This is a genomic window from Micromonospora sp. NPDC001898, from assembly GCF_042891255.1.
Lineage (GTDB): Bacteria > Actinomycetota > Actinomycetes > Mycobacteriales > Micromonosporaceae > Micromonospora.
Window position 1 is genome coordinate 399,177 of sequence record NZ_JBIATC010000004.1, and the last position, 25,277, is coordinate 424,453.

Consider the following 25,277-nt stretch of genomic DNA (forward strand, 5'->3'; position numbering starts at 1 on the left):
GTCCTGTCCGGGATGCGGGGTTTTCCGTTGCCCGGCCCCATGCCCTCGGTGGGGTGGAGAGCGGTCAGGGCCGGCGGCGGCTGCGCAGGCCGCGCCAGATCGTCACGAGTCCGATCAGGACCAGCAGCGGGCCGAGCAGCGCCCAGATCCACTGGTCGGTCATGAGGCTGCCGCCGACGTAGCCGAGGCCCTGCACCGTCCAGACGGCGCCCACGACCATGGCGAGCAGGCCGAGGGTGAGCGGAAGCCACCCCTTCATCGCGTTCCTCCTTCGCTGGCCGGCCGGGCCCGTCCAGCATGCGCGTCGTCGCCGAGGTGGGCGAGCACCGTCGGCCCCGGGCGGGTCACCACCGGTCGTGCACCTGCGGCCGGACCAGCTCGTCGTAGGTGCGCCACCCGACGGCCAACTCCTCGGCGGACAGCGGCGGCAGGGCGGCGTTGCGCCGGGCCCGGTCGGCGTCACGGGCATCGGGGATGACCACGTCGGGCCGGCTCCTCAGGAACCGGCCGGGGAGCTGCTCGCTGCGCCCGTCGCCGTACACGTCGGCGGCGTCGACGAACGTGATGCCGGAGTCCGCAGCGGCGGCCAGCACGGCCAGCGCGGCGGCCTCGTCGACCCGACCCCGCTCCGCGCCGAGCTGCCAGGTGCCGAGGCCGACCACGCCGACGGACCGCCCGAGCCGGGGGAGGGTGCGCTGCTGCATGCCCCGAGCCTAGTGATCGGCTTGCCCGGTCGTGCGGCGGGCCGTACGGTTCAACAAGACGAACGTACGGTTTGGGAGGCGGCGATGTGGGACCCGGCGGTGTACCTGCGCTACGACGACGAGCGGGGGCGGCCCTTCCACGACCTGGTCGCCCGGGTCCCGGCCGGGCGGCCCCGGGCCGTCGTCGACCTCGGCTGCGGTCCCGGCACGCTCACCGCCACCCTGGCCGCCCGCTGGCCGGGTGCCCGGATCACCGGCCTCGACTCGTCGGCGGAGATGATCGACCGGGCCGCAGCCCTGGGCGCACCGGTCGACTTCGCGGTCGGCGACGTGCGCGACTGGCGCCCCGCGCCCGACGTCGACGTGGTGGTCAGCAACGCGGTGCTCCAGTGGGTGCCCGGGCACCGGGAGCTGCTGACCCGCTGGGCCGGCGAGCTGCCCGCCGGGGCCTGGCTCGCCGTGCAGGTGCCGGGGAACTTCGAGGCCCCGTCGCACCGGGCGCTGCGCGCGGTGGCCGGGACGGGGCCGTGGGCCGCCGAGCTGACCCCGCTGCTGCGCGAGGCCCCGGTCGACGAGCCGGTCGGCTACGCCAGGCTGCTGACCGACGCCGGCTGCGCGGTCGACGCCTGGGAGACCACCTACGTGCATCAGCTCCCGGCCCCGGCGCACGCCGAGCACCCGGTGCTGACCTGGATGGAGGGCACCGCGCTGCGTCCGGTCCGGGCGGCGCTCGACGACGCGCGGTGGGCCGACTTCCGCGCCGAGCTGCGGGCGCGCCTCGCGGCGGCCTACCCGGCCCGGCGGAATCTGGTGTACTTCCCCTTCCGCCGGCTCTTCGTCGTCGCCCGGACCGATGCCAGCGCAAGGGAGAAATCGTGATTGATCTGTCCACCTTCATCGCCGGACTGCCCAAGGTGGAGCTGCACGTGCACCACGTCGGCTCGGCGTCACCGCGGATCGTGGCCGAGCTGGCCGCCCGGCACGCCGGCCGCAGCCCGGTGCCGGCGGACCCGGACGCCCTCGCCGACTACTTCGCCTTCCGGGACTTCGCCCACTTCATCGAGGTCTACCTCAGCGTCGTGGACCTGATCCGTGATCCGGAGGACGTCTGGATCCTCACCCACGAGGTCGCCCGCGAGCTGGCCCGCCAGCAGGTCCGGTACGCCGAGTTGACCGTCACCCCGTACTCGCACGTGCGCCGGGGCATCCCCGCGCCCGCGTTCTGCGAGGCGATCGAGGACGCCCGGAAGCGGGCCGAGGCCGACTTCGGCATCGCGCTGCGCTGGTGCTTCGACATCCCGGGCGAGGCGGGGCTGCCGGCCGCCGAGGAGACCCTGCGGATCTGCCTGGAGGAACGCCCCGACGGGCTGATCAGCTTCGGCCTGGGTGGCCCCGAGATCGGGGTGCCCCGCCCGCAGTTCAAGCCGTACTTCGACCGGGCCCGGGCGGCCGGGCTGCACTCGGTGCCGCACGCCGGGGAGACCACCGGCCCGCAGACCGTCTGGGACGCGCTGCGCGACCTCGGCGCGGAGCGGATCGGCCATGGCATCTCCGCCGCCGAGGACCCGGAACTGCTCGCCCACCTCGCGGAGCGGCGGATCGCCCTGGAGGTCTGCCCGACCTCCAACCTACGCACCCGGGCGGTCGCCTCCCTCGACGAGCACCCGCTGCCCCGACTCGTCGAGGCGGGTGTGCTGGTCACCATCAACTCCGACGACCCGCCGATGTTCGGCACCACCCTCGACGACGAGTACGCGGTGGCCGCCCGGCTGCTCGGGGTCGGCCCCGAGGGAGTGGCCGCGCTGGCCACCGACGCGGTGACCGCCGCATTCCTCGATCCGGGGGAGAAGTCGCGGCTCACCGCCGAGATCGACAGCTACCTGGCCGCGGCGACCCGCTGACCCGCCGGGGCCGCCGCCTGGCGGTCGGGGCCCGGGTCGAGGGGTCGGCGCGCGCGGCGGGAGCCGGTCGTGGGGGGACCGGACTCCCGCCGCGTGCACGGACTCCACCGGCCAGGGGATGGATCCGGGGGCGGCCGGTGGAACTGGTGGGTTCGCCCCCCGATCCTGACAGGTCGCGCCCGGCCCGCCGGTGCCGTTAATCCGAATCTAAGAAAGACTTGTGTCTGCCCACAGGCGGCGGGGTGATCAGCCGTCCGTGGGGCGTTGCCGGGGCCAGCGACGGCCCCCGCTCTTCTGCTCCCGCGCCTCCCGGGCCATCCGGCCGACCAGGCCGAAGCGGCTGACCTGCCGCGGGGTGGCCTCCGGGTCGGCCAGCAGCATCACCACGCTGGCCCCGCCGAGCCGGGCCCGGTCGATGCTCACCGACCCGTTGGCCTGCAAGGCCACCCGCTTGGCGATGTCCAGGCCGAGCCCCGTGGAGCCCTGGTCGCTGGTTCCCCGCCGCAACGCCCGGTCCGGGTTGGCGATGCCCGGGCCGGCGTCGTCGATGCGGATCGCCACGTATCCGTCCCGGCGGGAGACCGCGAGCTCGAACGCGGTGCCCTGCGGGGTGTAGCGGAACACGTTGCCGATCACCGCGTCGAGGGCGGCGGCCAGCTCGGCCCGGGGCACGGGAGCCGGGATGCGCAGCTGCGCCCCGCTGACCCGGTGCGGCCGGTTCTGGTCCCCCGCGAGGGCCGACCAGAACACCATCCGGTCCCGGACCACCTCGCTGACGTCGCACATCGCCGGGCCGGCCTCGTGGGCGACCGTCTTGCGGGTCGTCTTGATCAGCACGTCGATTTCGCCCTCAAGGGTCACGATGGCCTGCCGGATCCGCCGGATGGTGCGCCGCCGGTCCAGCTCCGCCTCCGTGAACGAGCCCACGCTGGTGTCGTCGGAGTCCAGTCCCTCGGCGTCCAGCCGCAGCACCGTCAGGGGCGTGCGCAGCCGGTGCGACAGGTCCGCCACCAGTTCCCGCTCGTCGGTGCGCGCCGCCGCCATCCGGTCCGCCATCCGGTTGAACGCGTAGCCGGCCTCGGCCAGCTCGCGCGGGCCGCTCGGCTCGACGTGCACCCCGAGGTCGCCGTCGCCCACCGCGAGAGCGGCCTTCACCAGCCCCCGGGTCGAGTCGACCGCGCGGGCGGCGACCCGGTCCACCACCAGTACGGCGGCCCCCACCAGGGCCACCGCCACCGCGGCCAGCAGCAGCCAGCGGCCCCCGGAGCCCTCCTTGAGCGCGGAGTCCGGCACGAACACCTCGACCACGACCACCGTGTCGCCGAGCACCACCGGATCCAGCCGCAGCGCCCCGCCGGGCACGTCGACGATCACCGAGCGCCGGTCCGCGGTGGCCCTGGCCACCGCCGGCGCGTCGGCCCGGCCGGCCGGAGTGGCACCGCCCAGCCCGTGCACCACCGGCCGGGTCGCCGGGTCCGTGCCGCTGGCCTCCACCGCGCGCCGCACCGCCGCCGGCTCGGTGCTGACCGCGAGCGCGCCGGTGACCAGCGCGCCGCGCCGGGCGGCGTCGGCGAGGGCCTCCTGACGGGTCTGCTCGCCCAGGCTGATGCCGAGGGGGACCAGGAACGCCAGCGCGACGAGCGCGCACATGCCGGCCGTGAGCCAGGCCAGCGCGACCCTCAGTCCGGGGCCACCAACCGGAAGCCGACCCCCCGCACGGTGCGCAGGTAGCGCGGCTTCGCCGCGGACTCGCCCATTTTGCGACGCAGCCAGTACAGGTGAACGTCGATGGTCTGGTCCTCGCCGACCGATGGCTGGTGCCATACCTCCTCCAAGAGTTCCCGGCGGGAAACCACCCGCCCCGGGCGGGCGGCGAGATACGCCAGCAGGTCGAATTCCTTGCGGGTCAGCGCGAGCGGCATTCCGTCGAGCTGGGCGCTGCGCTCGCCGACGTCCACCCGCAGGCCGCCGACGGTGTGCACGGCCGGCTGCACCGTCCGGCTGGCCCGGCCGGCCCGGCGCAGCACCGTGGTGATCCGGGCGTCCAGGTGCGCGCCGGTGAACGGCTTGACCATGTAGTCGTCCGCGCCCGCCCGCAGCAGGCGCACCACCGACTGCTCGTCGTCGCGGGCGGTGGCGATGATGATCGGCACGTCGGTGATGCCACGCAGCATCCGCAGCGCGTCCGAGCCGTCCAGGTCCGGCAGGCCGAGGTCCAGCACCACCAGGTCGGGGGTCTCCGCGGCCACCCGGCGCAGCGCGTCCAGCGCCGTGCCGACGGCATGTACGGCGTGCCCCCGGTCGGCGAGGGACCGCAGCATCGCGCCGCGTACGACGTGGTCGTCTTCGACCAGGAGCACCGTGGCCACGTCAGCACCGTACTCGGCAGGGCAAGCTGGCGCGTTGCGGCGCACCCGCGAACCGGGCAAGCTGGTACGACCATGTCCTTCACGCTCTTCCCGGATACCCGACTGGCGCTCGCCCGGGACAGCCTCGCCGGGCTCTCCGTCGGCGACGCCCTCGGCTCCCAGTTCTTCGTGCCGGGGCATCGGCCCGGGGACCTCGCCGCCGGCCGGCTCCCCGCGCCGCCCTGGCAGTGGACCGACGACACCGAGATGGCGTGCTCCGTGCTGGCCGAGCTGGCCGGCGCAGGGGAGGTCGACCGGGACCGGCTGGCGCTGGCGTTCGCGCACCGGTGCGAGCCGTACCGCGGCTACGGCCCCGGGGCGGTGACCATCCTGCGCCTGATCCGCACCGGCACGCCGTGGCCCGTCGCCGCGGCCTCCGCGTTCGACGGGCAGGGCTCGTGCGGCAACGGCGCGGCGATGCGGGTCGGGCCGCTCGGGGCGTGGTTCGCCGACTCGACCCGGCGGGCCGCGGCCCAGGCCCGGTCGTCCGCCGAGATCACCCACGCCCACCCGGAGGGGATCGCCGGCGCGGTGGCGGTGGCGGTGGCCGCCGCCCTGGCCGCCCGGGCCCGCCTCGACGGGGACCGCCCGCCGCCGTCGCGGCTGCTCGCCGCGGTGGCCGCCGCCCTCGACCCGGGCGGCCAGGTGCACCAGGGGGTACGCCGGGCCGCCGCCCTGCTGGACCGCCCGGTGGCCGTCGCCGCCGACGTGCTCGGCAACGGCTCCCGGGTGACGGCGCAGGACACCGTCCCGTTCACGCTCTGGGTCGCCGCCACGCGCCTCGACGACTACCCGGCGGCGATCCGGGCCTGCGTCGAGGCGGGCGGGGACGTGGACACCACGGCGGCGATCGTCGGCGCGGTGGTGGCCGCCCACACCGGCGTCGGCTCGCCGGGCGGGGTGCCCGCCGACTGGCTCGCCGCCCGCGAGCCGCTGCCCGACTGGGCGGGCTGACCGCCCGGCCCGGCCCGGTCGCGGGACGCCCACCCCTCGTGTCCGGGCCGACGCGGTGGCCGCCACCGCCCCGACCGGCCCCGGGCGGAAGGTGTCGGGACGGAGCGTTGCCTTCACCGAATGCGACAAGAAGGGGCCTCTTGCTGCCCGCTAGCATCAGCGGGGGCGGTCGCTCGGCCGCGTTCGTCGTCAGCTGAAGGAGTCAGCGTGTCCGCACCCCGTACCCCCGTCGTGGCCGACCCCGTCGTCGTCGCCGCCGGGACGACGGCGGCCGACGCGGTGGCCGCGGCCGGCCTGCCGGCCAGCGGCCCCAAGGCGGTCGTCGTGGTCCGCGACCCGCAGGGCCAGCTCCGCGACCTGGACTGGGCGCCGGCCGAGGACGTCACCGTCGAGCCGGTCGGCCTCGACACCCCGGACGGGCTGAACGTGCTGCGCCACTCGACCGCGCACGTGCTCGCCCAGGCCGTGCAGGACGTGTTCCCGGCGGCGAAGCTCGGCATCGGCCCGCCGATCGAGAACGGCTTCTACTACGACTTCGCCGTGGACAAGCCGTTCCAGCCCGACGACCTGGCCAAGATCGAGAAGCGGATGCAGGAGATCGTCAAGTCCGGTCAGCGGTTCCGGCGGCGGCGGTTCGACGGCCTGGACGAGGCGAAGGCCGAGCTGGCCGCCGAGCCGTTCAAGCTGGAGCTGATCGACGTCAAGGGCGAAGGGCTGGACTCGTCCGAGGTGATGGAGGTGGGCGGCGGCGAGCTGACCATCTACGACAACCTCGCGGCCAAGGAGGACAAGGTCTGCTGGTCGGACCTGTGCCGGGGCCCGCACCTGCCGAACACCCGGCTGATCGGGGCGTTCAAGCTGATGCGCTCGGCCGCCGCGTACTGGCGGGGGAGCGAGAAGAACCCGCAGCTCCAGCGGGTGTACGGCACCGCGTGGCCGACCCGGGACGAGCTCAAGGCGTACCTGAAGCTGCTGGAGGAGGCCGCCCGGCGCGACCACCGCAAGCTCGGCGCGGACCTGGACCTGTTCAGCTTCCCCGACGAGATCGGCTCCGGCCTGGCGGTCTTCCACCCCAAGGGCGGCATCATCCGCCGGGAGATGGAGAACTACTCGCGCCGCCGGCACGAGGACGCGGGGTACGAGTTCGTCAACACCCCGCACATCACCAAGGCGCAGCTCTTCGAGACCTCCGGCCACCTGCCGTACTACGCCGACACCATGTTCCCGCCGATCCAGTTCGAGGGCGTGGACTACTACCTCAAGGCGATGAACTGCCCGATGCACAACCTGATCTTCAGGTCGCGCGGGCGGTCCTACCGGGAGCTGCCGCTGCGGCTGTTCGAGTTCGGCACGGTGTACCGGTACGAGAAGTCCGGCGTGGTGCACGGCCTGACCCGGGTGCGCGGGCTGACCCAGGACGACTCGCACATCTACTGCACCCGGGAGCAGATGCCCGGCGAGCTGTCGACTCTGCTCACCTTCGTGCTGGACCTGCTGCGCGACTACGGCCTGGACGACTTCTACCTGGAGCTGTCCACCCGGGACGACTCGCCGAAGTTCATCGGCGAGGACGCCGACTGGGCGGAGGCGACCGAGGCGCTGCGCACCGCCGCCGAGGCGTCCGGGCTGGACCTGGTGCCCGACCCGGGCGGTGCGGCCTTCTACGGCCCGAAGATCTCGGTGCAGGCCCGGGACGCGATCGGCCGGACCTGGCAGATGTCGACGATCCAGGTCGACTTCAACCAGCCGGCCCGGTTCGGGCTGGAGTACCAGGCCGCCGACGGCACCCGCAAGCAGCCGGTGATGATCCACCGGGCGTTGTTCGGCTCGATCGAGCGGTTCTTCGGGGTGCTCACCGAGCACTACGCGGGGGCGTTCCCGGCCTGGCTGGCCCCGGTGCAGGTGGTGGGCATCCCGATCCGTGAGGACCACACCGACTACCTGCACGGGTTCGTCGCGGCGCTGCGCGCCGAGGGCGTCCGGGCCCAGGTGGACGCGGGCGACGACCGGATGCAGAAGAAGATCCGCACCGCCCAGCAGCAGAAGATCCCGTTCATGGTGATCGCCGGCGACGACGACGTGGCCGCCGGGACCGTGTCGTTCCGCTACCGGGACGGCTCGCAGCGCAACGGGGTGCCGATCGCCGACGCGGTGACCCACGTGCTCGACGTGGTCACCTCCCGCAGCAACACCGGTCCCTCCGCAGCCGAGGGCTGACCGGCCCGGCGCACGACACGGCGGGGCGTCCCTGAGCCGGGACGTCCCGCCGTGCCGTCTACGTGCGGGTGATCAGGCTCAGATGCCGCAGCTCGACGCCGACCAGCCCCCGACGGCCCCGACGTGCGTGTGGGTGCTGTGGCCCGGGTAGCCGGGGCCGAGGATGTTCCCGAAACCGTGGTAGCGGGCCTGCTGGGCCATCCGGCAGAACGACGGGGAACCGACCAGGTCCACCCCGTCGCCGTACAGGTGCCGGCTGTTGGACGTCCCGCCGACCGCGTTGTTGCAGGCGACGCTGCGGAAGCCGCTGCTGATTTGGATGGATACGTCCCCGAGGGCGTGCCGCATGGCCTGGAGCTTCCACATCGAGACGAGCGCGTTGAACCTGGCGGTGCTCGCCGCGACCGCCCCGCCGGCCCAGGTGCTGTTGCACCGGTTCAGTTCGGCGTAGGTAAAGTTGATCGGCGTGCAGTCGTCGTCCTGGAGCGCGTACAGCTTGCTGAAGGTCTGCGGGCCGGCGGCGCCGTCGGCCGACAGGCCGTACGCCTGCTGGAAGCGGATCAGCGCCGCGCGTGTCGCCGGGCCGAACACGCCGTCGAGGCCGATCTGCGAGTTGTAGCCGGGGTAGCCGGCGATCCGGATCTGGAGCTGGCGGACGTCCTCGCCGGTCGAGCCCTGGACGAGCGTCCGGCCCCAGTTGTAGCAGCCGTCGGCCTGCGCGGCACCGGTGGTCACGGTCAGGCCCACCAGGGTGGTGGCGGCGGCGAGCGCGCAGGCGGCAAGAACTCTGCCGATCCGGCGGAATGCGGTCTTCACAGGGTGACTCCCATCGACGAATATCAGTTTCGATTGGAATGGAAGTTTCATTCACCGTCATCTCTGCGTCAAGAACTTTCACACCCCTATTCGTCCCGGTGAGGCCCCCTCGCGCCCCCAGGTAGCCCCGAGCGGATCCCCCACTCCGGCGCTGGGGTGGCGCCGGGCGGGAACGTAGGATCGGTGGCGTGACAGGGGAGGAACGGCACAGGGACAGCGGCATGGCCGACGGGTTGGAGCGACTCTGGACCCCGCACCGGATGGCCTACGTCTCCGGTGGAGACCGGCCCGAGGGTGGGTACGAGAAGCCCGCCGGCTGCCCGTTCTGCCGCGGGCCGGGGCTGCCGCCGGAGGAGAGCCTGGTGGTGGCCCGGGGCGAGCACGTGTTCGCGGTGCTCAACCTCTACCCCTACAACCCGGGGCACCTGCTGGTCTGCCCCTACCGGCACGTGGCCGACTACACCGAGCTGGCCCTGCCGGAGACCGCCGAGCTGGCGGCGTTCACCCAGACCGCGATGCGGGTGGTGCGCGCGGTCAGCAGCGCGCACGGGTTCAACCTGGGCATGAACCAGGGCGGGGTGGCCGGCGCCGGGATCGCCGCGCACCTGCACCAGCACGTGGTGCCCCGCTGGGGCGGTGACGCCAACTTCATGCCGGTGATCGGGCGGACCAAGGTCCTGCCGCAGCTGCTCACCGACACCCGTGAGCTGTTCACCCGCGCCTGGCCGAGCTGACCCTACGTAGTCGTCCGCCTCCTTTCGGCCAACGTGCTGCCCTCGACCGGGCCCGGGGTGGCACGATCTGGCGATGGCAGTGACGACACGGACATTGGGTCGCAGCGGCATCGAGGTCAGCGGCCTCGGCATGGGGTGCTGGGCGATCGGTGGCCCCTGGGCCGAGGGCGTCCAGCCGCTGGGCTGGGGCGCGGTCGACGACGACGAGTCCGTCCGCGCGGTGCGCCGCGCGCTCGATCTCGGGGTCACTTTCTTCGACACCGCCGACACGTACGGGGCCGGGCACGGCGAGCGGGTCCTCGGCCGGGCCCTCGCCGGCCGGCGCGACGAGGCGGTGCTCGCCACCAAGTGGGGCTACACGTTCGACGAGGACGCCCGCCAGGCCACCGGGGAGGACCCCTCGCCGGAGTACCTGCGCCGGGCGGTCACCGACTCCCTGCGCCGGCTGGACACCGACCGTATCGACCTCTACCAGCTGCACCTGGGCGACCTGCCGGTGCCGAGGGCCGAGGCGCTGCTCGGCGTCTGCGAGGACCTCGTCGCCGACGGCCTGGTCCGGGCGTACGGGTGGAGCACCGACCGGGTCGACCGGGCCACCTGGTTCGGGCAGGGCGCCCGGCACGCCACCGCGGTGCAGCACACCCTGTCGGTGCTGCGTGACGCCCCCGAGCTGCTCGCCGTCTGCGACAAGTACGACCTGGCCAGCGTCAACCGCAGCCCGCTGGGGATGGGCCTGCTCACCGGCAAGTACGGCGCCGGCTCCACGCTGCCCCGCGACGACGTGCGGGGGGCCACGGCGAACTGGCTGGAGTGGTTCCGCAGCGGCCGGCCCGCGCCCGAGTGGCTGCGCCGGGTCGGAGCGGTCCGGGCGGCGCTCACCGCCGACGGGCGCACCCTGGCCCAGGGCGCGCTGGGCTGGATCTGGGCGCGCAGCGACCGAACGGTCCCGATCCCCGGCTGCCGCACCGTCGCCCAGGTCGAGGAGAACGGCGCCGCACTGGCCCTCGGTCCGCTCGCCCCCGACCACTTCGCCGAGGTGGAACGCCAACTGGCGGCCCTCCGCGCAGCCGCCCTCCGCTCCGCCGACCGCCCCCGCTGGCCCATGCCCCCCACCCCCTCCGCCCGCCCCTGACAGCTTCCCCCGCTTCCCCCGCCCACCCTCGCCCCCGCGCGCCCACCCATCCCCGTCGATCTTGCAGTTGTGGCCCTCGGAACGAGGCTTCTGCGCCGATTGCCGGGGCCGAAACTGCAAGATCGCGGGTGCGGGGTGCGGGGTGCGGGGTGCGGGGTGGGGTCAGGGGGTGGGGGGGTGTTCGTTGCGGGTCTGGTCGGACAGGTGGGTGGGCATCGGGTCGTGGCGGGTGAAGTGGCGGCGGAAGGTACCGGTGCCGGAGGTCAGGGCGCGCAGCTCGATCGCGTACCGGAGCAGCTCGACGGCCGGGACCTCGGCCCGGATCACGGTGCGGCCGTCGGCGTCCGGGTCCGGCTCGGTGCCGAGCACCCGGCCGCGCCGGCCGGAGAGGTCGCCCAGCACCGCCCCGACGGTGTGGTCCGGCACCCGGACGGCCACCTCGTCCACCGGCTCCAGCAGGGTCGGCTGGCCCTTCTCGGCGGCGTGGCGCAGCGCCAGCGCGCCGGCGGCCTGGAACGCCGCGTCGGAGGAGTCGACGCTGTGCGCCTTGCCGTCGACGAGGGTCACCCGCAGGTCCACCACCGGGTGGCCGGCGACCAGGCCGCGCTCCAGTTGCGCCCGCACGCCCTTCTCCACCGACGGGACGTAGTTGTGCGGCACCGCCCCGCCGACCACCCGGTCGACGAACTCGAAGCCGGCCCCCCGGGGCAGCGGCTCCACCTCGATGTCGCAGATCGCGTACTGGCCGTGGCCGCCGGACTGCTTGACGTGCCGGCCGTGCCCGGTGGCCGGGGCGGCGAGGGTCTCCCGCAGCGCCACCCGGACCGGCTCGGTGTCCAGCTCGACGCCGCCACCGCGCAGCCGGTCGAGCACCACGTCGGCGTGTGCCTCGCCCATGCACCACAGGACGAGCTGGCGGGTCTCCGGGTTGCGTTCCAGCCGCAGCGTCGGGTCGCCGGCGACCAGCCGGGCCAGGTTGCGGGACAGGGTGTCCTCGTCGGCCCGGCTGCGCGCGGCGACCGCCACCGGCAGCAGCGGCTCGGGCATCTCCCACGGGGCCACCAGCAGCGGGTCGTCCTTGGCGGAGATCGTGTCGCCGGTCTCCGCGCTGCCCGACTTGGTGATCGCGCAGATGTCGCCGGCCACGCAGACCGGCACCTCTCGCAGGGTCGCCCCCAGCGGCGTGTGGAGGTGCCCGACCCGCTCGTCCGCGTCGTGGTCGGGGTGTCCCCGCTCGGCCAGGCCGTGGCCGGCGACGTGCATCGTCCGGTCGGGGCGCAGGGTGCCGGAGAAGACCCGGACCAGGGAGACCCGGCCGACGTGCCGGTCCACCGTCGTGCGGACCACCTCGGCGACGAGCGGGCCGTCCGGGTCGCAGCTCAGCGGCTGCCGGGGGGAGCCGTCCACGCCGGTGACGGCGGGCAACTCGTGCTCCAGCGGCGACGGGAATGCCGATACGAGGCCGTCGAGCAGCACGTCCAGCCCGACGCCGGTCGCCGCGCAGACCGGCACCACCGGGTGGAAGTGCCCCCGGGCGACCGCCTTCTCCAGGTCGGCGACCAGCACCTGCGTGTCGATCTCCTCGCCGGCGAGGTAGCGGTCCATGAGGGACTCGTCCTCGCTCTCGGCGATGATCCCCTCGATCAGCTCGTTGCGGGACTCGGCGATCGCCGGCAGGTGCTCCGGGTCGGGCTCGCGCACCTGGGCCGGCAGCCCGGCGGTGTAGTCGAAGACCCGGCGGGTGACCAGGCCGAGCAGTCCGACGACGGACTGGCCGTCGTCGCCGAGCATCGTCAGGTGCAGCGGGACCACGTTGTCGCCGAAGACCCGCTGGCACAGCGCCACGGCCTCGTCGAAGTCCGCGCGGGGGTGGTCCAGCCGGGTCACCGCGACCGCCCGGGGCATGCCCACCGCGGCGCACTCCTCCCAGAGCGCGGCGGTGGCGGCGTCCATCCCGTCGACGGCGGAGACCACGAACAGCGCGGCGTCGGCGGCCCGCAGGCCGGCGCGCAGCTCGCCGACGAAGTCCGCGTACCCCGGGGTGTCCAACAGGTTGATCTTGACGCCGTCGTGCACCAGCGGGGCACAGGCCAGGCTCACCGAGCGCTGTTGGCGCACGGCGGCCGGGTCGTGGTCGCAGACCGTGGTGCCGTCGGTGACCGTGCCGGCCCGCCCGATCGTGCCGGTCGCCGCGAGCAGCGCCTCGACCAGGGTCGTCTTGCCAGCCCCGGAGTGCCCGACGAGCACCACGTTGCGAATACTGGCGGGCTCGGTCACCACCGGCACGCCGCCGGTGACCCCCTTGTCCTGATTCCTCTGCGCCATGGGGCGCACCTCCCTCAGCCGGTGGTTGGTGGCGACCGCCGCGCGCGACGGGGAAGCGGCCCGGTGCGCAAGCTCCGCGGCGCCATCCTCCGGTGATCTGCCGTGCGGCGGGTACGGGACGGTCGGTCGGGTGAGCTGCCTCACCCTCAGGCTCGATCTCACACCCCTCGGAGGGCCGGCACAAGACTTCCCCGGGCGGGTCGGTGACCGTGGCGTGCCCTCGCCGGGGGCCGGCCGTTATCGTGGGACCGCCATGGCGAAGATCTTCCAAGTGTCGGTCCGGGCGGGGATGACCCGCGTCGTTGAGCCGATCGCGCGCGGCCTGCTCCGCGCGGGCGTGTCCCCCAATGCGGTCACCGTCACCGGCACCCTCGGGGTGCTGGCCGGTGCGCTCGGCTTCGGCGCCCGCGGCCATCTGGTCGCCGGCGCCCTCATCGTGACGTTCTTCGCGCTGACCGACCTGCTCGACGGGACGATGGCCCGGATGAGCGGCGGCTCGACGAGATTCGGGGCGTTCCTCGACTCGAGCATGGACCGGGTCGCCGACAGCGCCGTCTTCGGCGCGGTCGCGTACTGGCTGGCCACCGAGGGTGACCACGCCGGGGTCTCCGCCGCGCTGCTCTGCCTGGCCGCCGGCGGCTTGGTCTCCTACGTCAAGGCCCGCGCCGAGGGGCTCGGGATGACCTGCAACGTGGGCATCGCCGAGCGGACCGAGCGGCTGCTCATCGTCGGCGTGGGCGGCCTGCTCACCGGCTTCGGTGTCCCGCACGCCCTGCAGATCGCGCTCTGGCTGCTGGCCGCCGTCTCGATCTTCACCGTGGGCCAGCGGATCGCCCACGTGTACCGGCAGGCCCGCGAGGCGACCCCGGACGGGTCGCAGGGGTGAACCTGACCGAACTCGGCTACGTCGCCGGCTGGCGTCTGGTCCGCGCGCTGCCCCGGCCCGTGGTGGCTGCGGCCTTCCGGGCGGGCGCCGACCGTGCCCACCGCTCCGGCGGCGGGGGTACGGCCCGACTGCGCGCCAACCTGCGCCGGGTGGTCGGCCCCGAGCTGCCCGAGGCCGAGCTGGACGACCTGCTCCGGCGCGGCCTGCGCTCCTACGCCCGGTACTGGATGGAGGCGTTCCGGTTGCCGGCGCTGAGCCGGGAACAGCTCCTCGCCGGGTTCCGGCTCGCCCCCGAGGGGGTCGACCTGCTCGCCGCCGACGTGGCCGCCGGCCGGGGCGCGGTGGTGGCGCTGCCGCACTCCGGCAACTGGGACGCCGCGGGGGCCTGGGTGGCGGCCACCGGCTGGCCGATCACCACGGTCGCCGAGCGGCTCAAGCCCGAGGCCATCTACCAGCGCTTCCTCGCCTTCCGGCGGGGGCTGGGCATGGAGATCCTGCCCACCCACGGCGGCGAGCGGCCCGCGTTCGACGTGCTGGTGGACCGGCTGCGCGCCGGCGCGGTGGTGCCGCTGCTGGCCGACCGGGACCTGTCCGCCCGGGGGATCGAGGTCGACTTCTTCGGCGCGCGGACCCGGCTGCCGGCCGGTCCGGCGCTGCTGGCGCTGCGCACCGGGGCGCCGCTCTACGTCGCCTCATTGTGGTACGAACCGGATGCGGCGTGCGCCTCGCTCGAGGGTCCGCTGCCCGTGCCCGGGGAGGACAGCGGGCCGCTGGACCAGCGGGTCCGGGAGCTGACCCAGCGGATTGCCGACGGTCTGGCGGCGGGCATCGCCCGGCATCCGGAAGACTGGCACATGTTGCAACGGATGTGGCTGGACCAGCGCGGCACCGGCGACGGCGAGCCCCGGCCCGTCTCCACGCCGCCGGCCGTCACCGGACCGGTCTGAGGCGGAGGGCGCTCACATGCGGATCGGCATCGTGTGCCCGTACTCCTTCGACGTGCCCGGCGGGGTGCAGAACCACGTGATGGACCTGGCCGAGGCGCTGATCTGGCTCGGGCACGAGGTGAGCGTCCTCGCCCCCGCCGACGAGGACTCGCCGCTCCCGCCGTACGTGGTGTCGGCGGGCCGGGCCGTGCCGCTGCCGTACAACGGGTCGGTGGCCCGGATCGCGTTCGGCCCGGTCTCCACCACCCGGGTCCGGCGGTGGATCGCCCGGGGCGACTTCGACGTGCTGCACGTGCACGAGCCGTTGACGCTGAGCCTGTCGATGCTCGCCGTGCTCTCCGCGAAGGGGCCGGTGGTGGCCACCTTCCACACCGCGATGACCCGGTCCCGGGTGCTCGCCGCCGCGCAGGGCCTGCTGCAGATCGTGCTGGAGCGGATCACCGCCCGGATCGCGGTCAGCGCCCTGGCCCGCAAGGTGCAGGTCGAGCACATGGACGGCGGCGCGGTGGAGATCCCCAACGGGGTCACCGTGGCCAAGTTCAGCCACGCGACACCGCTGCCCGGCTGGCCGGGGGAGTGCGACCTGGCCGAGGGCGGCACGCTCGGCTTCCTCGGCCGGTTCACCGAGGCCCGCAAGGGCTTCCCGATCCTGTGCGACGCGTTCGTCGAGCTGGCCCGCTCCCGTCCGGGCCTGCGGCTGCTGGTGGCCGGGCCCGGCGACCCGGACGACCTGTTCGACCAGTTTCCCGCCGAGCTGCGCGACCGGGTCACCTTCCTCGGCCTGGTCTCCGAGGAGGACAAGGCGCGCATGCTGCGCAGCGTCCACCTCTACGTGGCCCCGAACACCGGCGGGGAGTCGTTCGGGATGATCCTCACCGAGGCCCTCGCCGCCGGCACCACGGTGGTGGCCAGCGACCTGGACGCGTTCCGCCGGGTGCTCGACGGCGGCCGGGCCGGGCTGCTCTTCCCCACCGGGGACGCGGTGGCGCTGCGGGCGGCCCTGGTCGCGCTGCTGGACGACCCGGCGCGGCGGGCCGCGCTGACCGCGTGCGGGGACCAGGTGGTGGCGCACTTCGACTGGCCGGTCGTCGCCCGCCGGGTGCTGGAGGTGTACGCGGCGGCGATCGAGGCGACCGACGGGCGGGTGATCGACCAGGAGTGGGCGGGGCTGGGCTGACCGCCGTGACCGTGGGTGCCGGTGGGACGCAGGTGTCGGGGCGGGTCGCGCTCCGGCCGGAGGCGAACGGAGCAGCACTACGATGCCGGGCATGTGGTGGTGGTTGGGCGGGATTCTCGTCGTGGGGCTGCTCGCGGCGTACCTGACCTGGACCGTCGGCCGGGTCGAGCGGCTGCGCCTGCGCGCGGAGTCGGCGGCCCGGGCGCTGGAGGCGCACCTGCTGCGCCGGGCGGCCGCCGCCGCGGTGCTGGCCGAGCGGCGCGACGGCGTGGAGTTGTACGCGGCGGCCCGGATCGCACTGGACGCCGAGCCGGAGGAGCGGGAGGCCGCGGAGAACGACCTCACCCGGCAGTTGCGGGCGGTGCGGCTGGACCCGGCCGACCCGGACTGCGAGGCGGTGATCGCCGCGAGCCGGCGGCTCGCCCTGGCCCGTCAGGTGCACACCGACCTGGTCCGGGACGCCCGCGCGGCGCGGGGACGGCGGCTGGTGCGGCTGTTGCGGATGGGCCACCGACACCCGTGGCCGCGCTACTTCGACATCGACGACCCGACCCTCGCGCTCCCCGCCGACGTGCCCGCCTGAGCGGCGTCCGCCGCAGCCCGGGCCCGTCGACCAGCGGGGCCGGGCCGGGGTGATGACGGCCACAGAGCAGGCCACCCGGGGTCTGATTGGCTGTCGGACCGGCGTTGACCCCGTCGTAGCATTCAGCTTGAGCCACCCCCCCTCCGAGCACGCCGAGGAGCGATAACCCGTGCCCGAAACCATCTCCCCGAACGCCAGCGCCACCCCCGTCGTCGGCACCGCCCGCGTCAAGCGCGGCATGGCCGAGATGCTCAAGGGCGGCGTGATCATGGACGTGGTCACCGCCGAGCAGGCCAAGATCGCCGAGGACGCCGGAGCTGTCGCGGTGATGGCCCTGGAGCGGGTGCCCGCCGACATCCGCGCCCAGGGCGGGGTGTCCCGGATGAGCGACCCCGACATGATCGACAGCATCATCAACGCCGTCTCGATCCCCGTGATGGCCAAGGCCCGGATCGGCCACTTCGTCGAGGCCCGGATCCTCCAGTCGCTCGGCGTGGACTACGTCGACGAGTCCGAGGTGCTCACCCCGGCCGACTACGCCAACCACATCGACAAGTGGGCGTTCACCGTCCCCTTCGTGTGCGGGGCGACCAACCTGGGCGAGGCGCTGCGCCGGATCACCGAGGGCGCGGCCATGATCCGTTCCAAGGGCGAGGCCGGCACCGGTGACGTCTCCAACGCCACCATGCACATGCGCAAGATCCGTCAGGAGATCGCCCGGCTCAGCTCGCTGCCGGCCGACGAGCTGTTCGTCGCGGCCAAGGAGCTCCAGGCCCCGTACGACCTGGTCAAGGAGGTCGCCGAGACCGGCAAGCTCCCGGTGGTGCTGTTCACCGCCGGCGGCATCGCCACCCCGGCCGACGCCGCGATGATGATGCAGCTCGGCGCCGAGGGCGTCTTCGTCGGCTCCGGCATCTTCAAGTCCGGCAACCCGGCCCAGCGGGCCGCCGCGATCGTCAAGGCCACCACCTTCCACGACGACCCGGACGTGCTGGCCAAGGTCTCCCGGGGCCTTGGCGAGGCGATGGTCGGCATCAGCGTCGACGAGATCCCGCAGCCGCACCGCCTGGCCGAGCGCGGCTGGTGACGTGAGAGGAGGGCCCCTGCTCCCCCTGCCTCAGGCGGAGCAGGGGCCTCTTTCCGACACCTGAGAGGAGTGAACGTGACGGCACCGGTCATCGGTGTGCTCGCTTTGCAGGGTGACGTCCGCGAGCACGTGGGCGCGCTGGCCGGGGTCGGGGCGGACGCCCGCCCGGTCCGCCGCCCGGGCGAGCTGGACGCGGTCGACGGGCTGGTCATCCCCGGGGGCGAGTCCACCACGATCAGCAAGCTCGTCGACATCTTCGAGATGCGGGAGCCGATCGACAAGCGGATCGCCGCCGGGATGCCGGTCTACGGCTCCTGCGCCGGCATGATCATGCTGGCCACGGAGGTGCTCGACGGCCGCCCCGACCAGCGCGGCTTCGCCGGAATCGAGATGACGGTGCGGCGCAACGCGTTCGGCCGGCAGGTCGACTCGTTCGAGGCGCCGGTGGAGATCGCCGGGGTCGGGGGCGAGCCGTTCCACGCGGTCTTCATCCGGGCGCCCTGGGTCGAGCGGGTCGGCCCGGACGTCGAGGTGCTGGGTCGGGTCACCGACAGTCCCACCGCGGACCGGATAGTCGCGGTGCGGCAGGGCAACCTGCTGGCCACCTCCTTCCACCCGGAGCTGACCGGCGACCTGCGCCTGCATCGCTACTTCGTGGACCTGGTCCGCGCCGCCTGAGCCACCGCCGAGGGGGCCCCTTCCGTGCCGGGAGGGGCCCCCTCGGCGTGCCGGCCGCCGGGCCCGCCGGTGCCGGGTGTGACACCGACCCGTCCCGCCTCGGTAGGATTGCCGCGGTTCGGCAGGGCCCAGCGCCCGCCGCGGCCATCCACGCAGAGCCGGCCGGCCCGTCCTACGCCGGTGGAGAAGTGGAGTTGGCGCGGGCCGTCGACGCAGGCGTGATCAACAGACGGAGGTAGCAGATGTCCGGCCACTCAAAGTGGGCGACCACCAAGCACAAGAAGGCCGTGATCGACGCCAAGCGCGGCAAGATGTTCGCCAAGCTGATCAAAAACGTCGAGGTAGCGGCCCGCATCGGCGGCGGCGACCCGGCCGGCAACCCCACCCTCTACGACGCCATCCAGAAGGCGAAGAAGAACTCCGTACCCAACGACAACATCGACCGGGCGGTCAAGCGCGGCTCCGGCCTGGAGGCCGGCGGCGCCGACTGGCAGACGATCATGTACGAGGGGTACGGCCCGAACGGCGTGGCGATGCTCATCGAGTGCCTCACGGACAACCGCAACCGGGCCGCGACCGAGGTGCGCACCGCGTTGACCCGCAACGGCGGATCGCTCGCCGACGCCGGGTCGGTGTCCTACATGTTCTCCCGCAAGGGCGTGGTGATCGTGCCCAAGGCCGGCACCACCGAGGACGACGTGATGATGGCGGTCCTCGATGCCGGGGCGGAGGAGGTCAACGACCTCGGCGAGGCGTACGAGGTGGTCTCCGAGCCGACCGACCTGATCGCCGTGCGCACCGCCCTGCAGGACGTCGGCATCGAGTACGAGTCGGCCGAGTCCTCCCTCATCCCCAGCATGAACGTGCCGCTGGACGAGGAGGGCGCTCGCAAGACCTTCAAGCTGATCGACGTCCTGGAGGACTGCGACGACGTGCAGAACGTCTACGCGAACTTCGACGTCTCCGACGAGGTTATGGCCGCGGTCGGCTGAGCCGTGGCGACCGGGCGGGAGCGGCGGTTCGCGCCGGGTGATGTGGTTGTCCGGCGCGAGATCCTGCGCGGCGAGGTCTGGTTCGCCGCCCCGACCGTCTGCGTGCGGGACTCGCCGGATTTGTTGGCCCTCTACCTGCCCACCGGGGCCGAGTTCGGCTTCCCCGAGCGCGGGAACTTCCCCTGCGGGCGGCACCCCTGGCAGGTCGCCGGGCAGCACGCGTGGCGCGGGCCCGGCAAGCTGATGCTGCACCGCCCCGGCGAGGCGCACTCCGTCGACGTGTTCTGGGCCGAACCGGGGCGGTCGTTCGCCGGCTGGTACTTCAACCTCCAGGACCCGCTGCGGCGTACCCCGATCGGGGTGGACACCCTCGACCACGAGCTGGACCTGTGGTGGGCGGCGGACGCCGACCGGTACGAGTTCAAGGACGTCGAGATGTTCGCCCAGCGCCTCGTCGAGGGGCGCTATCCGGGCATGGCGGCGGCCATCCGCGCGGAGGGTGACCGGATCGCGGCCCTGCTCGACGCGGGGGAGCGCTGGTGGGATCCGGCGTGGGCGCGGTGGCGTCCCGACCCGGCCTGGCCGGTGCCGACGCTGCCCGCCGGGTGGGACACCGTCCCCTGCTGACCCCGGCCGCGCGGCCCTTCGGCCCGGCATACCCGGTGACGAGGTGCCGGGCCGGGTGGCGGGGCCGGTCAGCCGGCGCGCCGGGCCTTGACGCCGGAGTCGATCAGGTCCCAGACCAGGACCACCACCGTCGTGATGATCGCGATGACGGTGATCGACTGCCGGTTGCCCTCGTCCTGGAGCCAGGCGAAGCGCTCGACCAGGTCCGGGTTGAGCAGCCGGTCGTCCGCCAGCAGCCAGACCACGGGCACCGAGAACGCCAGGTCCAGCGTGGCCTTCACCGCGACCAGCGGCCAGGTCCAGCGCCCGACGCGGTACTTGACCAGCTCGAAGACCACGCCGGCCAGCAGCACGGCCAGCAGCACCGGCAGCCACGACCGCCACAGCGCCGGGTCGAGCAGCGGGATGCGCTCGCCGTCGATCTGCCGCGCCCACGACCAGAAGTGCTGCCAGGGCAGGAAGGCCGCGGTGAACAGCAACAGGGCGACGGACGCGGCGATGTCGGTCAGGGCCATGTCCTGTTTCGCCGGCACCTCGGGCAGTTGGTCGACCGTCCACGCCGGCAGCTTCAGCGACGGGTCGGCGCGTTCGATGATCGCGAAGGTCAGGGTCACCCAGAACGTGACCTGGATCGCGACCTCGAAGGCGGTGCCGAACCCGGAGGTGATCGCGGGGATCGGGGCCTTCCCGGTGGCCGCCTGGACCACCCCGACCACCGTGCCCGCCAGTGCCGGTACGAAGGTGAGCAGCAGCCGCAGCAGCCGCTGCCAGTGCAGGTAGTAGGTGGGGCCGATGAGCTGCAACCGGCGGTCGGTGTACCGGGCGGCGAGCCGGTCGGGGTTGCCGAGCTCGGTGAGCACCTCGCGCTCGGCGGTGGCGGCGTCGCGCCCGGCGTCCGTGCGACCCTCGATCATGTCCTCGATCGAGGTGCGCAGCTCGGTGGCGATCTCCTCCCGCCGGGGGGCGGGCACCGCGCGCAGGGTGGCGGCGAGATAGCGGTCGGTCAGCGAAGTCATCGGTCCACTCCTTCGATCAGGCCGGTGAGGGATTTCTGCACGGCGGAGAGGTCGGTCAGCAGCAGGCGCAGCACCGTCTCGCCGTCGTCACTGGTCTGGTAGAACTTCCGCGGCCGGCGCTCCTCGGTGTTCCACTCGCTGGTCAGCAGCCCCTGCTCCTCCAGTCGGCGCAGCAGGGGGTAGAGCGTGTTGGCGTCCACGGGGAAGCCGTGGTCGGCGAGCCGCTGGAGCAGCGCGTAGCCGTAGCCCGGCTGGCGCAGCGCGACCAGGCTCGCCACCACCACCGTCCCCCGGCGCAGCTCCTGTAGATGGATCCGCAGGATGTCGTCGCTCAGCATGCCTCACACCATACTGTATGCCACACAGTGTTGTCATCCGGCGCATCGTTGTTCCCGGCCGGGTATGTCCGGAGCTGCCGGCGGAGACGCGGGCCACGACCCCCGGCGCGGACGGTGGAGCCGGCTCGGTCGCCTCGGTAGGGTGGTGCCCGGCCAGTTCGGCCGACCCATGATCCGACCCGGGGGGGCGCTCTGCATGGGCGATTCGTTCGCGCATCTACACGTGCACACCGAGTACTCGATGCTCGACGGTGCGGCCCGGCTCAAGGACCTGTTCGCCGAGGTGGACCGGCTCGGAATGCCGGCGGTGGCGATGACCGACCACGGCAACATGCACGGCGCGAACGACTTCTACAAGCAGGCGATGGCCACCGGGGTCAAGCCCATCCTCGGTATCGAGGCGTACGTCGCGCCGGAGTCGCGGTATCACAAGCAGCGGGTGCGGTGGGGTCGGCCGGAGCAGAAGGGCGACGACGTCTCCGGCAGCGGCGGCTACACCCACATGACGATCTGGGCGGCGAACAAGAGCGGCCTGCACAACCTGTTCAAGCTCACCAGCCGCGCATACACCGAGGGCTTCTTCGTCAAGTGGCCCCGGATGGACGCCGAGACCATAGCCGAGCACTCGGAGGGTCTGATGGCGACGACCGGCTGCCCGTCCGGGGAGGTGCAGACCCGGCTGCGGCTGGGGCAGTTCGACGAGGCGCTGAAAGCCGCGGCCCGGTACCAGGACATCTTCGGCAAGGAGAACTACTTCCTGGAGATCATGGACCACGGCATCTCCATCGAGCACCGGGTCCGCAAGGAACTGCTGGAGATCGGCGGCAAGCTGGGCATCCCCCCGGTGGTCACCAACGACTCGCACTACACCCACGAGGCGCAGGCCGAGGCGCACGACGTCCTGCTCTGTGTCCAGACCGCCGCGAATGTCGCCGACCCCAACCGGTTCCGCTTCGACGGCAACGGCTACTTCATCAAGTCCGCCGACCAGATGCGCGCCGTGGACAACTCCGACGCCTGGCTGGAGGGCTGCCGCAACACCCTGCTGGTCGCCGAGAAGGTCGACCCCACCGGGATGTTCGAGTTCCACAACCTGATGCCGCGTTTCCCCGTCCCGGAGGGGGAGACCGAGGAGTCCTGGTTCCGCAAGGAGACCTTCGCCGGGCTGGCCCGCCGCTACCCCGGCGGCATCCCCGAGGGCCACCTCGTCCAGGCCGAGTACGAGCTGGGCGTCATCATCCAGATGGGCTTCCCGTCGTACTTCCTCGTGGTCGCCGACTTCATCCAGTGGGCGAAGAACCAGGGCATCGCGGTGGGCCCGGGCCGTGGCTCGGCCGCCGGCTCCCTCGTCGCGTACGCGCTGGGCATCACCGACCTGGACCCGATCCAGCACGGGCTGATCTTCGAGCGGTTCCTCAATCCCGAGCGCGTCTCGATGCCGGACGTCGACATCGACTTCGACGAGCGCCGGCGCGGCGAGGTGATCAAGTACGTCACCGACAAGTGGGGTGAGGACAAGGTCGCCCAGATCGCCACCTTCGGCACGATCAAGGCGAAGGCCGCGATCAAGGACTCGGCCCGGGTGCTGGGCTTCCCGTACGCGGTCGGCGACCGGATCACCAAGGCGATGCCCCCGGCGGTGATGGGCAAGGACATCCCGCTCACCGGCATCTTCGACCCGAAGCATGCCCGCTACGCCGAGGCCGGGGAGATCCGCGGCCTGTACGAGTCGGACCCGGACGTGCGCAAGGTGATCGACACCGCGAAGGGCATCGAGGGGCTGATCCGGCAGACCGGCGTGCACGCCGCCGGTGTCATCATGTCCGCCGAGCCGATCATCGAGCACATCCCGCTGATGCGCCGGGACGCCGACGGGGCGATGATCACCCAGTTCGACTACCCGACGTGCGAGTCGCTCGGGCTGTTGAAGATGGACTTCCTCGGCCTGCGCAACCTGACGATCATCGACGACGCGGTCAAGAACATCCAGCTCAACCACGGCAAGGAACTCGACCTGCTGGGGCTGCCCCTGGACGACAAACCCGCGTACGAGTTGTTGGCCCGGGGCGACACCCTCGGCGTGTTCCAGCTCGACGGCGGGCCGATGCGCTCGCTGCTGCGGCTGATGAAGCCGGACAACTTCGAGGACATCTCCGCCGTCCTGGCGCTCTACCGGCCCGGCCCGATGGGCGTCGACTCGCACACCAACTACGCGCTGCGCAAGAACGGCCTCCAGGAGATCACCCCGATCCACCCGCAGCTGGAGGAGCCGCTGCGGGAGATCCTCGCCCCCACCCACGGCCTGATCGTCTACCAGGAGCAGGTGCAGCGCGCCGCGCAGATCCTGGCCGGCTACACCCTCGGCCAGGCCGACCTGTTGCGCCGGGCGATGGGCAAGAAGAAGAAGGAGATCCTCGACAAGGAGTTCGTCCCGTTCCGGGACGGCTGCCGCGAGCGCGGCTACTCCGACGAGGCCATCCAGGCCGTGTGGGACGTACTGGTCCCGTTCGCCGGGTACGCCTTCAACAAGGCCCACTCCGCCGCGTACGGCCTGGTCTCCTACTGGACGGCGTACCTGAAGGCGCATTACCCGGCCGAGTACATGGCCGGGCTGCTCACCTCCGTCGGCGACGACAAGGACAAGATGGCGCTCTACCTGGCGGAGTGTCGGCGGATGGGCATCCAGGTCCTGCCGCCCGACGTGAACACCTCCGCCGGGCCGTTCACCCCGGTCGGCAAGGACATCCGGTTCGGCCTCGCCGCCATCCGCAACGTCGGCGCGAACGTCGTCGCCTCGATCATGCGCTGCCGCCAGGAGAAGGGCGAGTACGCCGACTTCTACGACTTCCTGTCCAAGGTCGACGCGGTGGTCTGCAACAAGAAGACCATCGAATCGCTGATCAAGGCCGGCGCGTTCGACGTGATGCGCCACCCCCGCCGGGGCCTGCTCGCCGTGCACGCCGACGCCATCGACGCGTACGCCGACGTCAAGCGCAAGGAGGCCGTCGGCCAGTACGACCTGTTCGGCGCCGGCTTCGGTGACGCGGAGGCCACCGGCAGCACCACGGTCATGCCGACCATCGGCGACAGCGAGTGGGACAAGCGGGACAAGCTGGCCTTCGAGCGGGAGATGCTCGGCCTGTACGTCTCCGACCACCCGCTGTTCGGCCTGGAGCACGTGCTCAACGCCGCGGCCGACTGCACCATCGCCTCACTGTCCGAGGAGGGCACCGTCCCCGACGGCGCGGTGGTCACCCTCGCCGGCATCCTCTCCGGCGTGCAGCGCCGGGTCACCAAGCAGGGCCGGGCCTGGGCCTCGGCCACCCTCGAAGACCTCGCCGGCGGCGTCGAGACGCTGTTCTTCCCGAACACGTACGAGGTGATCGGGCAGTACATCGCCGAGGACGCCATCGTGGTGGTCAAGGGGCGGGTGGACCGCCGCGACGACACCCCGCGCATGATGGCGATGGACATGCAGCTACCCGACGTCAGCAGCACCCCGGGCAGCAAGCCGGTCACCCTGACCATCCCGGTGCACCGGTGCACGCCCCCGCTGGTGGAGCGGCTCAAGGAGACGCTGGTGCTGCACCCCGGCGACACCGAGGTGCACGTGAAGCTGCTCAACGGCGGCAAGACCACCACCCTGCGGCTCGGGCCGTTCCGGGTCGCCGCCACCACCGCGCTGATGGGCGACCTGAAGAGCGTCCTCGGCCCGGCCAACGTGACCTGATCCGCCCACCGACGGCCACGGCTGG

22 protein-coding genes and 1 pseudogene are annotated in these 25,277 nt (G+C 73.0%); 15 read left to right on the plus strand and 8 right to left on the minus strand.

From position 1 onward, the window contains the following. Nucleotides 1-64: 64 nt before the first annotated feature. Complete coding sequence (locus ACFYZF_RS12335; protein WP_387019006.1) at nt 65-259, minus strand: hypothetical protein; 195 nt, start codon at nt 257-259, stop codon at nt 65-67. 223 nt (nt 260-482) lie between these two features. Beyond that, nucleotides 483-704, minus strand: a pseudogene (locus tag ACFYZF_RS12340) (aldo/keto reductase); the annotation flags it as partial. Between the two features lie 84 nt (nt 705-788). Here ACFYZF_RS12340 and ACFYZF_RS12345 point away from each other — a divergent pair. Together ACFYZF_RS12345 and ACFYZF_RS12350 are read left to right on the plus strand one after the other, a co-directional pair. Next, nucleotides 789-1,583, plus strand: coding sequence for a trans-aconitate 2-methyltransferase (locus ACFYZF_RS12345; RefSeq protein WP_387019009.1), 795 nt, complete (start codon nt 789-791; stop codon nt 1,581-1,583). After that, nucleotides 1,580-2,605 carry an adenosine deaminase gene (locus ACFYZF_RS12350; RefSeq protein WP_387019011.1) on the plus strand — a complete coding sequence of 342 codons (1,026 nt, stop codon included), beginning with the start codon at nt 1,580-1,582 and terminating at the stop codon, nt 2,603-2,605. The genes ACFYZF_RS12345 and ACFYZF_RS12350 overlap by 4 nt, the downstream gene beginning before the upstream one ends. Before the next feature lie 246 nt (nt 2,606-2,851). On the opposite strand, the gene ACFYZF_RS12355 is transcribed toward ACFYZF_RS12350, so the two are convergent. Beyond that, nucleotides 2,852-4,255: an ATP-binding protein gene (locus ACFYZF_RS12355; RefSeq protein ID WP_387019014.1), complete on the minus strand. Its 1,404-nt coding sequence runs from the start codon at nt 4,253-4,255 to the stop codon at nt 2,852-2,854. A gap of 29 nt (nt 4,256-4,284) precedes the next feature. Next, the gene (locus ACFYZF_RS12360) at nt 4,285-4,974 is read right to left on the minus strand and encodes a response regulator transcription factor (protein WP_387019015.1); all 690 of its coding nucleotides are present in this window, start codon (nt 4,972-4,974) and stop codon (nt 4,285-4,287) included. Nucleotides 4,975-5,046: 72 nt separating this feature from the next. On the opposite strand from ACFYZF_RS12360, the gene ACFYZF_RS12365 reads away from it, so the two are divergent. Next, entirely contained in the window at nt 5,047-5,967 is a 921-nt protein-coding gene (locus tag ACFYZF_RS12365) for an ADP-ribosylglycohydrolase family protein (RefSeq protein ID WP_387019018.1), read from the plus strand. 207 nt (nt 5,968-6,174) lie between these two features. Then, nucleotides 6,175-8,184 carry a threonine--tRNA ligase gene (gene thrS / locus ACFYZF_RS12370; RefSeq protein ID WP_387019021.1) on the plus strand — a complete coding sequence of 670 codons (2,010 nt, stop codon included), beginning with the start codon at nt 6,175-6,177 and terminating at the stop codon, nt 8,182-8,184. A 78-nt stretch (nt 8,185-8,262) separates the two neighbouring features. Here the strand turns inward: thrS and ACFYZF_RS12375 are convergent, their stop codons facing one another. Further along, the gene (locus ACFYZF_RS12375; RefSeq protein ID WP_387019024.1) at nt 8,263-9,000 is read right to left on the minus strand and encodes a D-Ala-D-Ala carboxypeptidase family metallohydrolase; all 738 of its coding nucleotides are present in this window, start codon (nt 8,998-9,000) and stop codon (nt 8,263-8,265) included. Nucleotides 9,001-9,221: 221 nt separating this feature from the next. Here ACFYZF_RS12375 and ACFYZF_RS12380 point away from each other — a divergent pair, with 221 nt between their 5' ends. Further along, nucleotides 9,222-9,734, plus strand: a complete 513-nt coding sequence (locus tag ACFYZF_RS12380) for an HIT family protein (protein WP_387019316.1) — start codon at nt 9,222-9,224, stop codon at nt 9,732-9,734. Nucleotides 9,735-9,807: 73 nt separating this feature from the next. Continuing rightward, the gene (locus ACFYZF_RS12385) at nt 9,808-10,866 is read left to right on the plus strand and encodes an aldo/keto reductase (RefSeq protein WP_387019027.1); all 1,059 of its coding nucleotides are present in this window, start codon (nt 9,808-9,810) and stop codon (nt 10,864-10,866) included. A gap of 162 nt (nt 10,867-11,028) precedes the next feature. Here the strand turns inward: ACFYZF_RS12385 and ACFYZF_RS12390 are convergent, their stop codons facing one another. Continuing rightward, the gene (locus tag ACFYZF_RS12390) at nt 11,029-13,191 is read right to left on the minus strand and encodes an elongation factor G-like protein EF-G2 (protein ID WP_387019029.1); all 2,163 of its coding nucleotides are present in this window, start codon (nt 13,189-13,191) and stop codon (nt 11,029-11,031) included. Between the two features lie 253 nt (nt 13,192-13,444). On the opposite strand from ACFYZF_RS12390, the gene pgsA reads away from it, so the two are divergent. The 8 genes from pgsA (at nt 13,445) to ACFYZF_RS12430 (ending at nt 20,168) form a co-directional block, all read left to right on the plus strand. Beyond that, complete coding sequence (gene pgsA / locus ACFYZF_RS12395) at nt 13,445-14,077, plus strand: phosphatidylinositol phosphate synthase (RefSeq protein WP_387019030.1); 633 nt, start codon at nt 13,445-13,447, stop codon at nt 14,075-14,077. Continuing rightward, nucleotides 14,074-15,024: a phosphatidylinositol mannoside acyltransferase gene (locus tag ACFYZF_RS12400; protein ID WP_387019032.1), complete on the plus strand. Its 951-nt coding sequence runs from the start codon at nt 14,074-14,076 to the stop codon at nt 15,022-15,024. Before pgsA ends, ACFYZF_RS12400 begins: the two co-directional genes overlap by 4 nt. 16 nt (nt 15,025-15,040) lie before the next feature. Continuing rightward, nucleotides 15,041-16,201 (plus strand): glycosyltransferase family 4 protein, encoded by a 1,161-nt coding sequence (locus ACFYZF_RS12405; protein ID WP_387019035.1) that lies wholly within the window; start codon nt 15,041-15,043, stop codon nt 16,199-16,201. Nucleotides 16,202-16,283: 82 nt separating this feature from the next. Next, complete coding sequence (locus tag ACFYZF_RS12410; RefSeq protein ID WP_387019038.1) at nt 16,284-16,784, plus strand: hypothetical protein; 501 nt, start codon at nt 16,284-16,286, stop codon at nt 16,782-16,784. Nucleotides 16,785-16,953: 169 nt separating this feature from the next. Then, the gene (gene pdxS / locus ACFYZF_RS12415; RefSeq protein ID WP_387019040.1) at nt 16,954-17,871 is read left to right on the plus strand and encodes a pyridoxal 5'-phosphate synthase lyase subunit PdxS; all 918 of its coding nucleotides are present in this window, start codon (nt 16,954-16,956) and stop codon (nt 17,869-17,871) included. A 75-nt stretch (nt 17,872-17,946) separates the two neighbouring features. Then, nucleotides 17,947-18,549 carry a pyridoxal 5'-phosphate synthase glutaminase subunit PdxT gene (gene pdxT / locus ACFYZF_RS12420; protein ID WP_387019041.1) on the plus strand — a complete coding sequence of 201 codons (603 nt, stop codon included), beginning with the start codon at nt 17,947-17,949 and terminating at the stop codon, nt 18,547-18,549. 242 nt (nt 18,550-18,791) lie between these two features. Then, on the plus strand, nt 18,792-19,541 hold the full coding sequence (locus tag ACFYZF_RS12425; protein WP_387019044.1) for a YebC/PmpR family DNA-binding transcriptional regulator: 750 nt from the start codon (nt 18,792-18,794) through the stop codon (nt 19,539-19,541). Nucleotides 19,542-19,544: 3 nt separating this feature from the next. Continuing rightward, nucleotides 19,545-20,168, plus strand: coding sequence for a DUF402 domain-containing protein (locus ACFYZF_RS12430; RefSeq protein ID WP_387019047.1), 624 nt, complete (start codon nt 19,545-19,547; stop codon nt 20,166-20,168). A 68-nt stretch (nt 20,169-20,236) separates the two neighbouring features. Here ACFYZF_RS12430 and ACFYZF_RS12435 read toward each other — a convergent pair whose 3' ends face one another. Continuing rightward, a complete protein-coding gene (locus ACFYZF_RS12435) occupies nt 20,237-21,184 on the minus strand; it encodes a permease prefix domain 1-containing protein (RefSeq protein ID WP_387019049.1) in 948 nt (315 codons plus the stop codon). Further along, complete coding sequence (locus ACFYZF_RS12440; protein WP_387019051.1) at nt 21,181-21,522, minus strand: PadR family transcriptional regulator; 342 nt, start codon at nt 21,520-21,522, stop codon at nt 21,181-21,183. Before ACFYZF_RS12440 ends, ACFYZF_RS12435 begins: the two co-directional genes overlap by 4 nt. Before the next feature lie 196 nt (nt 21,523-21,718). On the opposite strand from ACFYZF_RS12440, the gene dnaE reads away from it, so the two are divergent. After that, complete coding sequence (gene dnaE, locus ACFYZF_RS12445; RefSeq protein WP_387019053.1) at nt 21,719-25,252, plus strand: DNA polymerase III subunit alpha; 3,534 nt, start codon at nt 21,719-21,721, stop codon at nt 25,250-25,252. The last annotated feature ends 25 nt before the right edge of the window (nt 25,253-25,277 follow it).

What these genes read in the sequence shown, in the direction of transcription:
- ACFYZF_RS12390 (WP_387019029.1), bottom strand. Translation starts at nt 13,191, where the DNA reads ATGGCGCAGAGGAATCAGGACAAGGGGGTCACCGGCGGCGTGCCGGTG.
- ACFYZF_RS12435 (WP_387019049.1), bottom strand. Translation starts at nt 21,184, where the DNA reads ATGACTTCGCTGACCGACCGCTATCTCGCCGCCACCCTGCGCGCGGTG.
- ACFYZF_RS12410 (WP_387019038.1), top strand. Translation starts at nt 16,284, where the DNA reads ATGCCGGGCATGTGGTGGTGGTTGGGCGGGATTCTCGTCGTGGGGCTG.
- ACFYZF_RS12345 (WP_387019009.1), top strand. Translation starts at nt 789, where the DNA reads ATGTGGGACCCGGCGGTGTACCTGCGCTACGACGACGAGCGGGGGCGG.
- ACFYZF_RS12440 (WP_387019051.1), bottom strand. Translation starts at nt 21,522, where the DNA reads ATGCTGAGCGACGACATCCTGCGGATCCATCTACAGGAGCTGCGCCGG.
- ACFYZF_RS12365 (WP_387019018.1), top strand. Translation starts at nt 5,047, where the DNA reads ATGTCCTTCACGCTCTTCCCGGATACCCGACTGGCGCTCGCCCGGGAC.
- ACFYZF_RS12425 (WP_387019044.1), top strand. Translation starts at nt 18,792, where the DNA reads ATGTCCGGCCACTCAAAGTGGGCGACCACCAAGCACAAGAAGGCCGTG.
- pgsA (WP_387019030.1), top strand. Translation starts at nt 13,445, where the DNA reads ATGGCGAAGATCTTCCAAGTGTCGGTCCGGGCGGGGATGACCCGCGTC.
- ACFYZF_RS12335 (WP_387019006.1), bottom strand. Translation starts at nt 259, where the DNA reads ATGAAGGGGTGGCTTCCGCTCACCCTCGGCCTGCTCGCCATGGTCGTG.
- ACFYZF_RS12355 (WP_387019014.1), bottom strand. Translation starts at nt 4,255, where the DNA reads ATGTGCGCGCTCGTCGCGCTGGCGTTCCTGGTCCCCCTCGGCATCAGC.
- ACFYZF_RS12385 (WP_387019027.1), top strand. Translation starts at nt 9,808, where the DNA reads ATGGCAGTGACGACACGGACATTGGGTCGCAGCGGCATCGAGGTCAGC.
- ACFYZF_RS12380 (WP_387019316.1), top strand. Translation starts at nt 9,222, where the DNA reads ATGGCCGACGGGTTGGAGCGACTCTGGACCCCGCACCGGATGGCCTAC.
- ACFYZF_RS12405 (WP_387019035.1), top strand. Translation starts at nt 15,041, where the DNA reads ATGCGGATCGGCATCGTGTGCCCGTACTCCTTCGACGTGCCCGGCGGG.
- dnaE (WP_387019053.1), top strand. Translation starts at nt 21,719, where the DNA reads ATGGGCGATTCGTTCGCGCATCTACACGTGCACACCGAGTACTCGATG.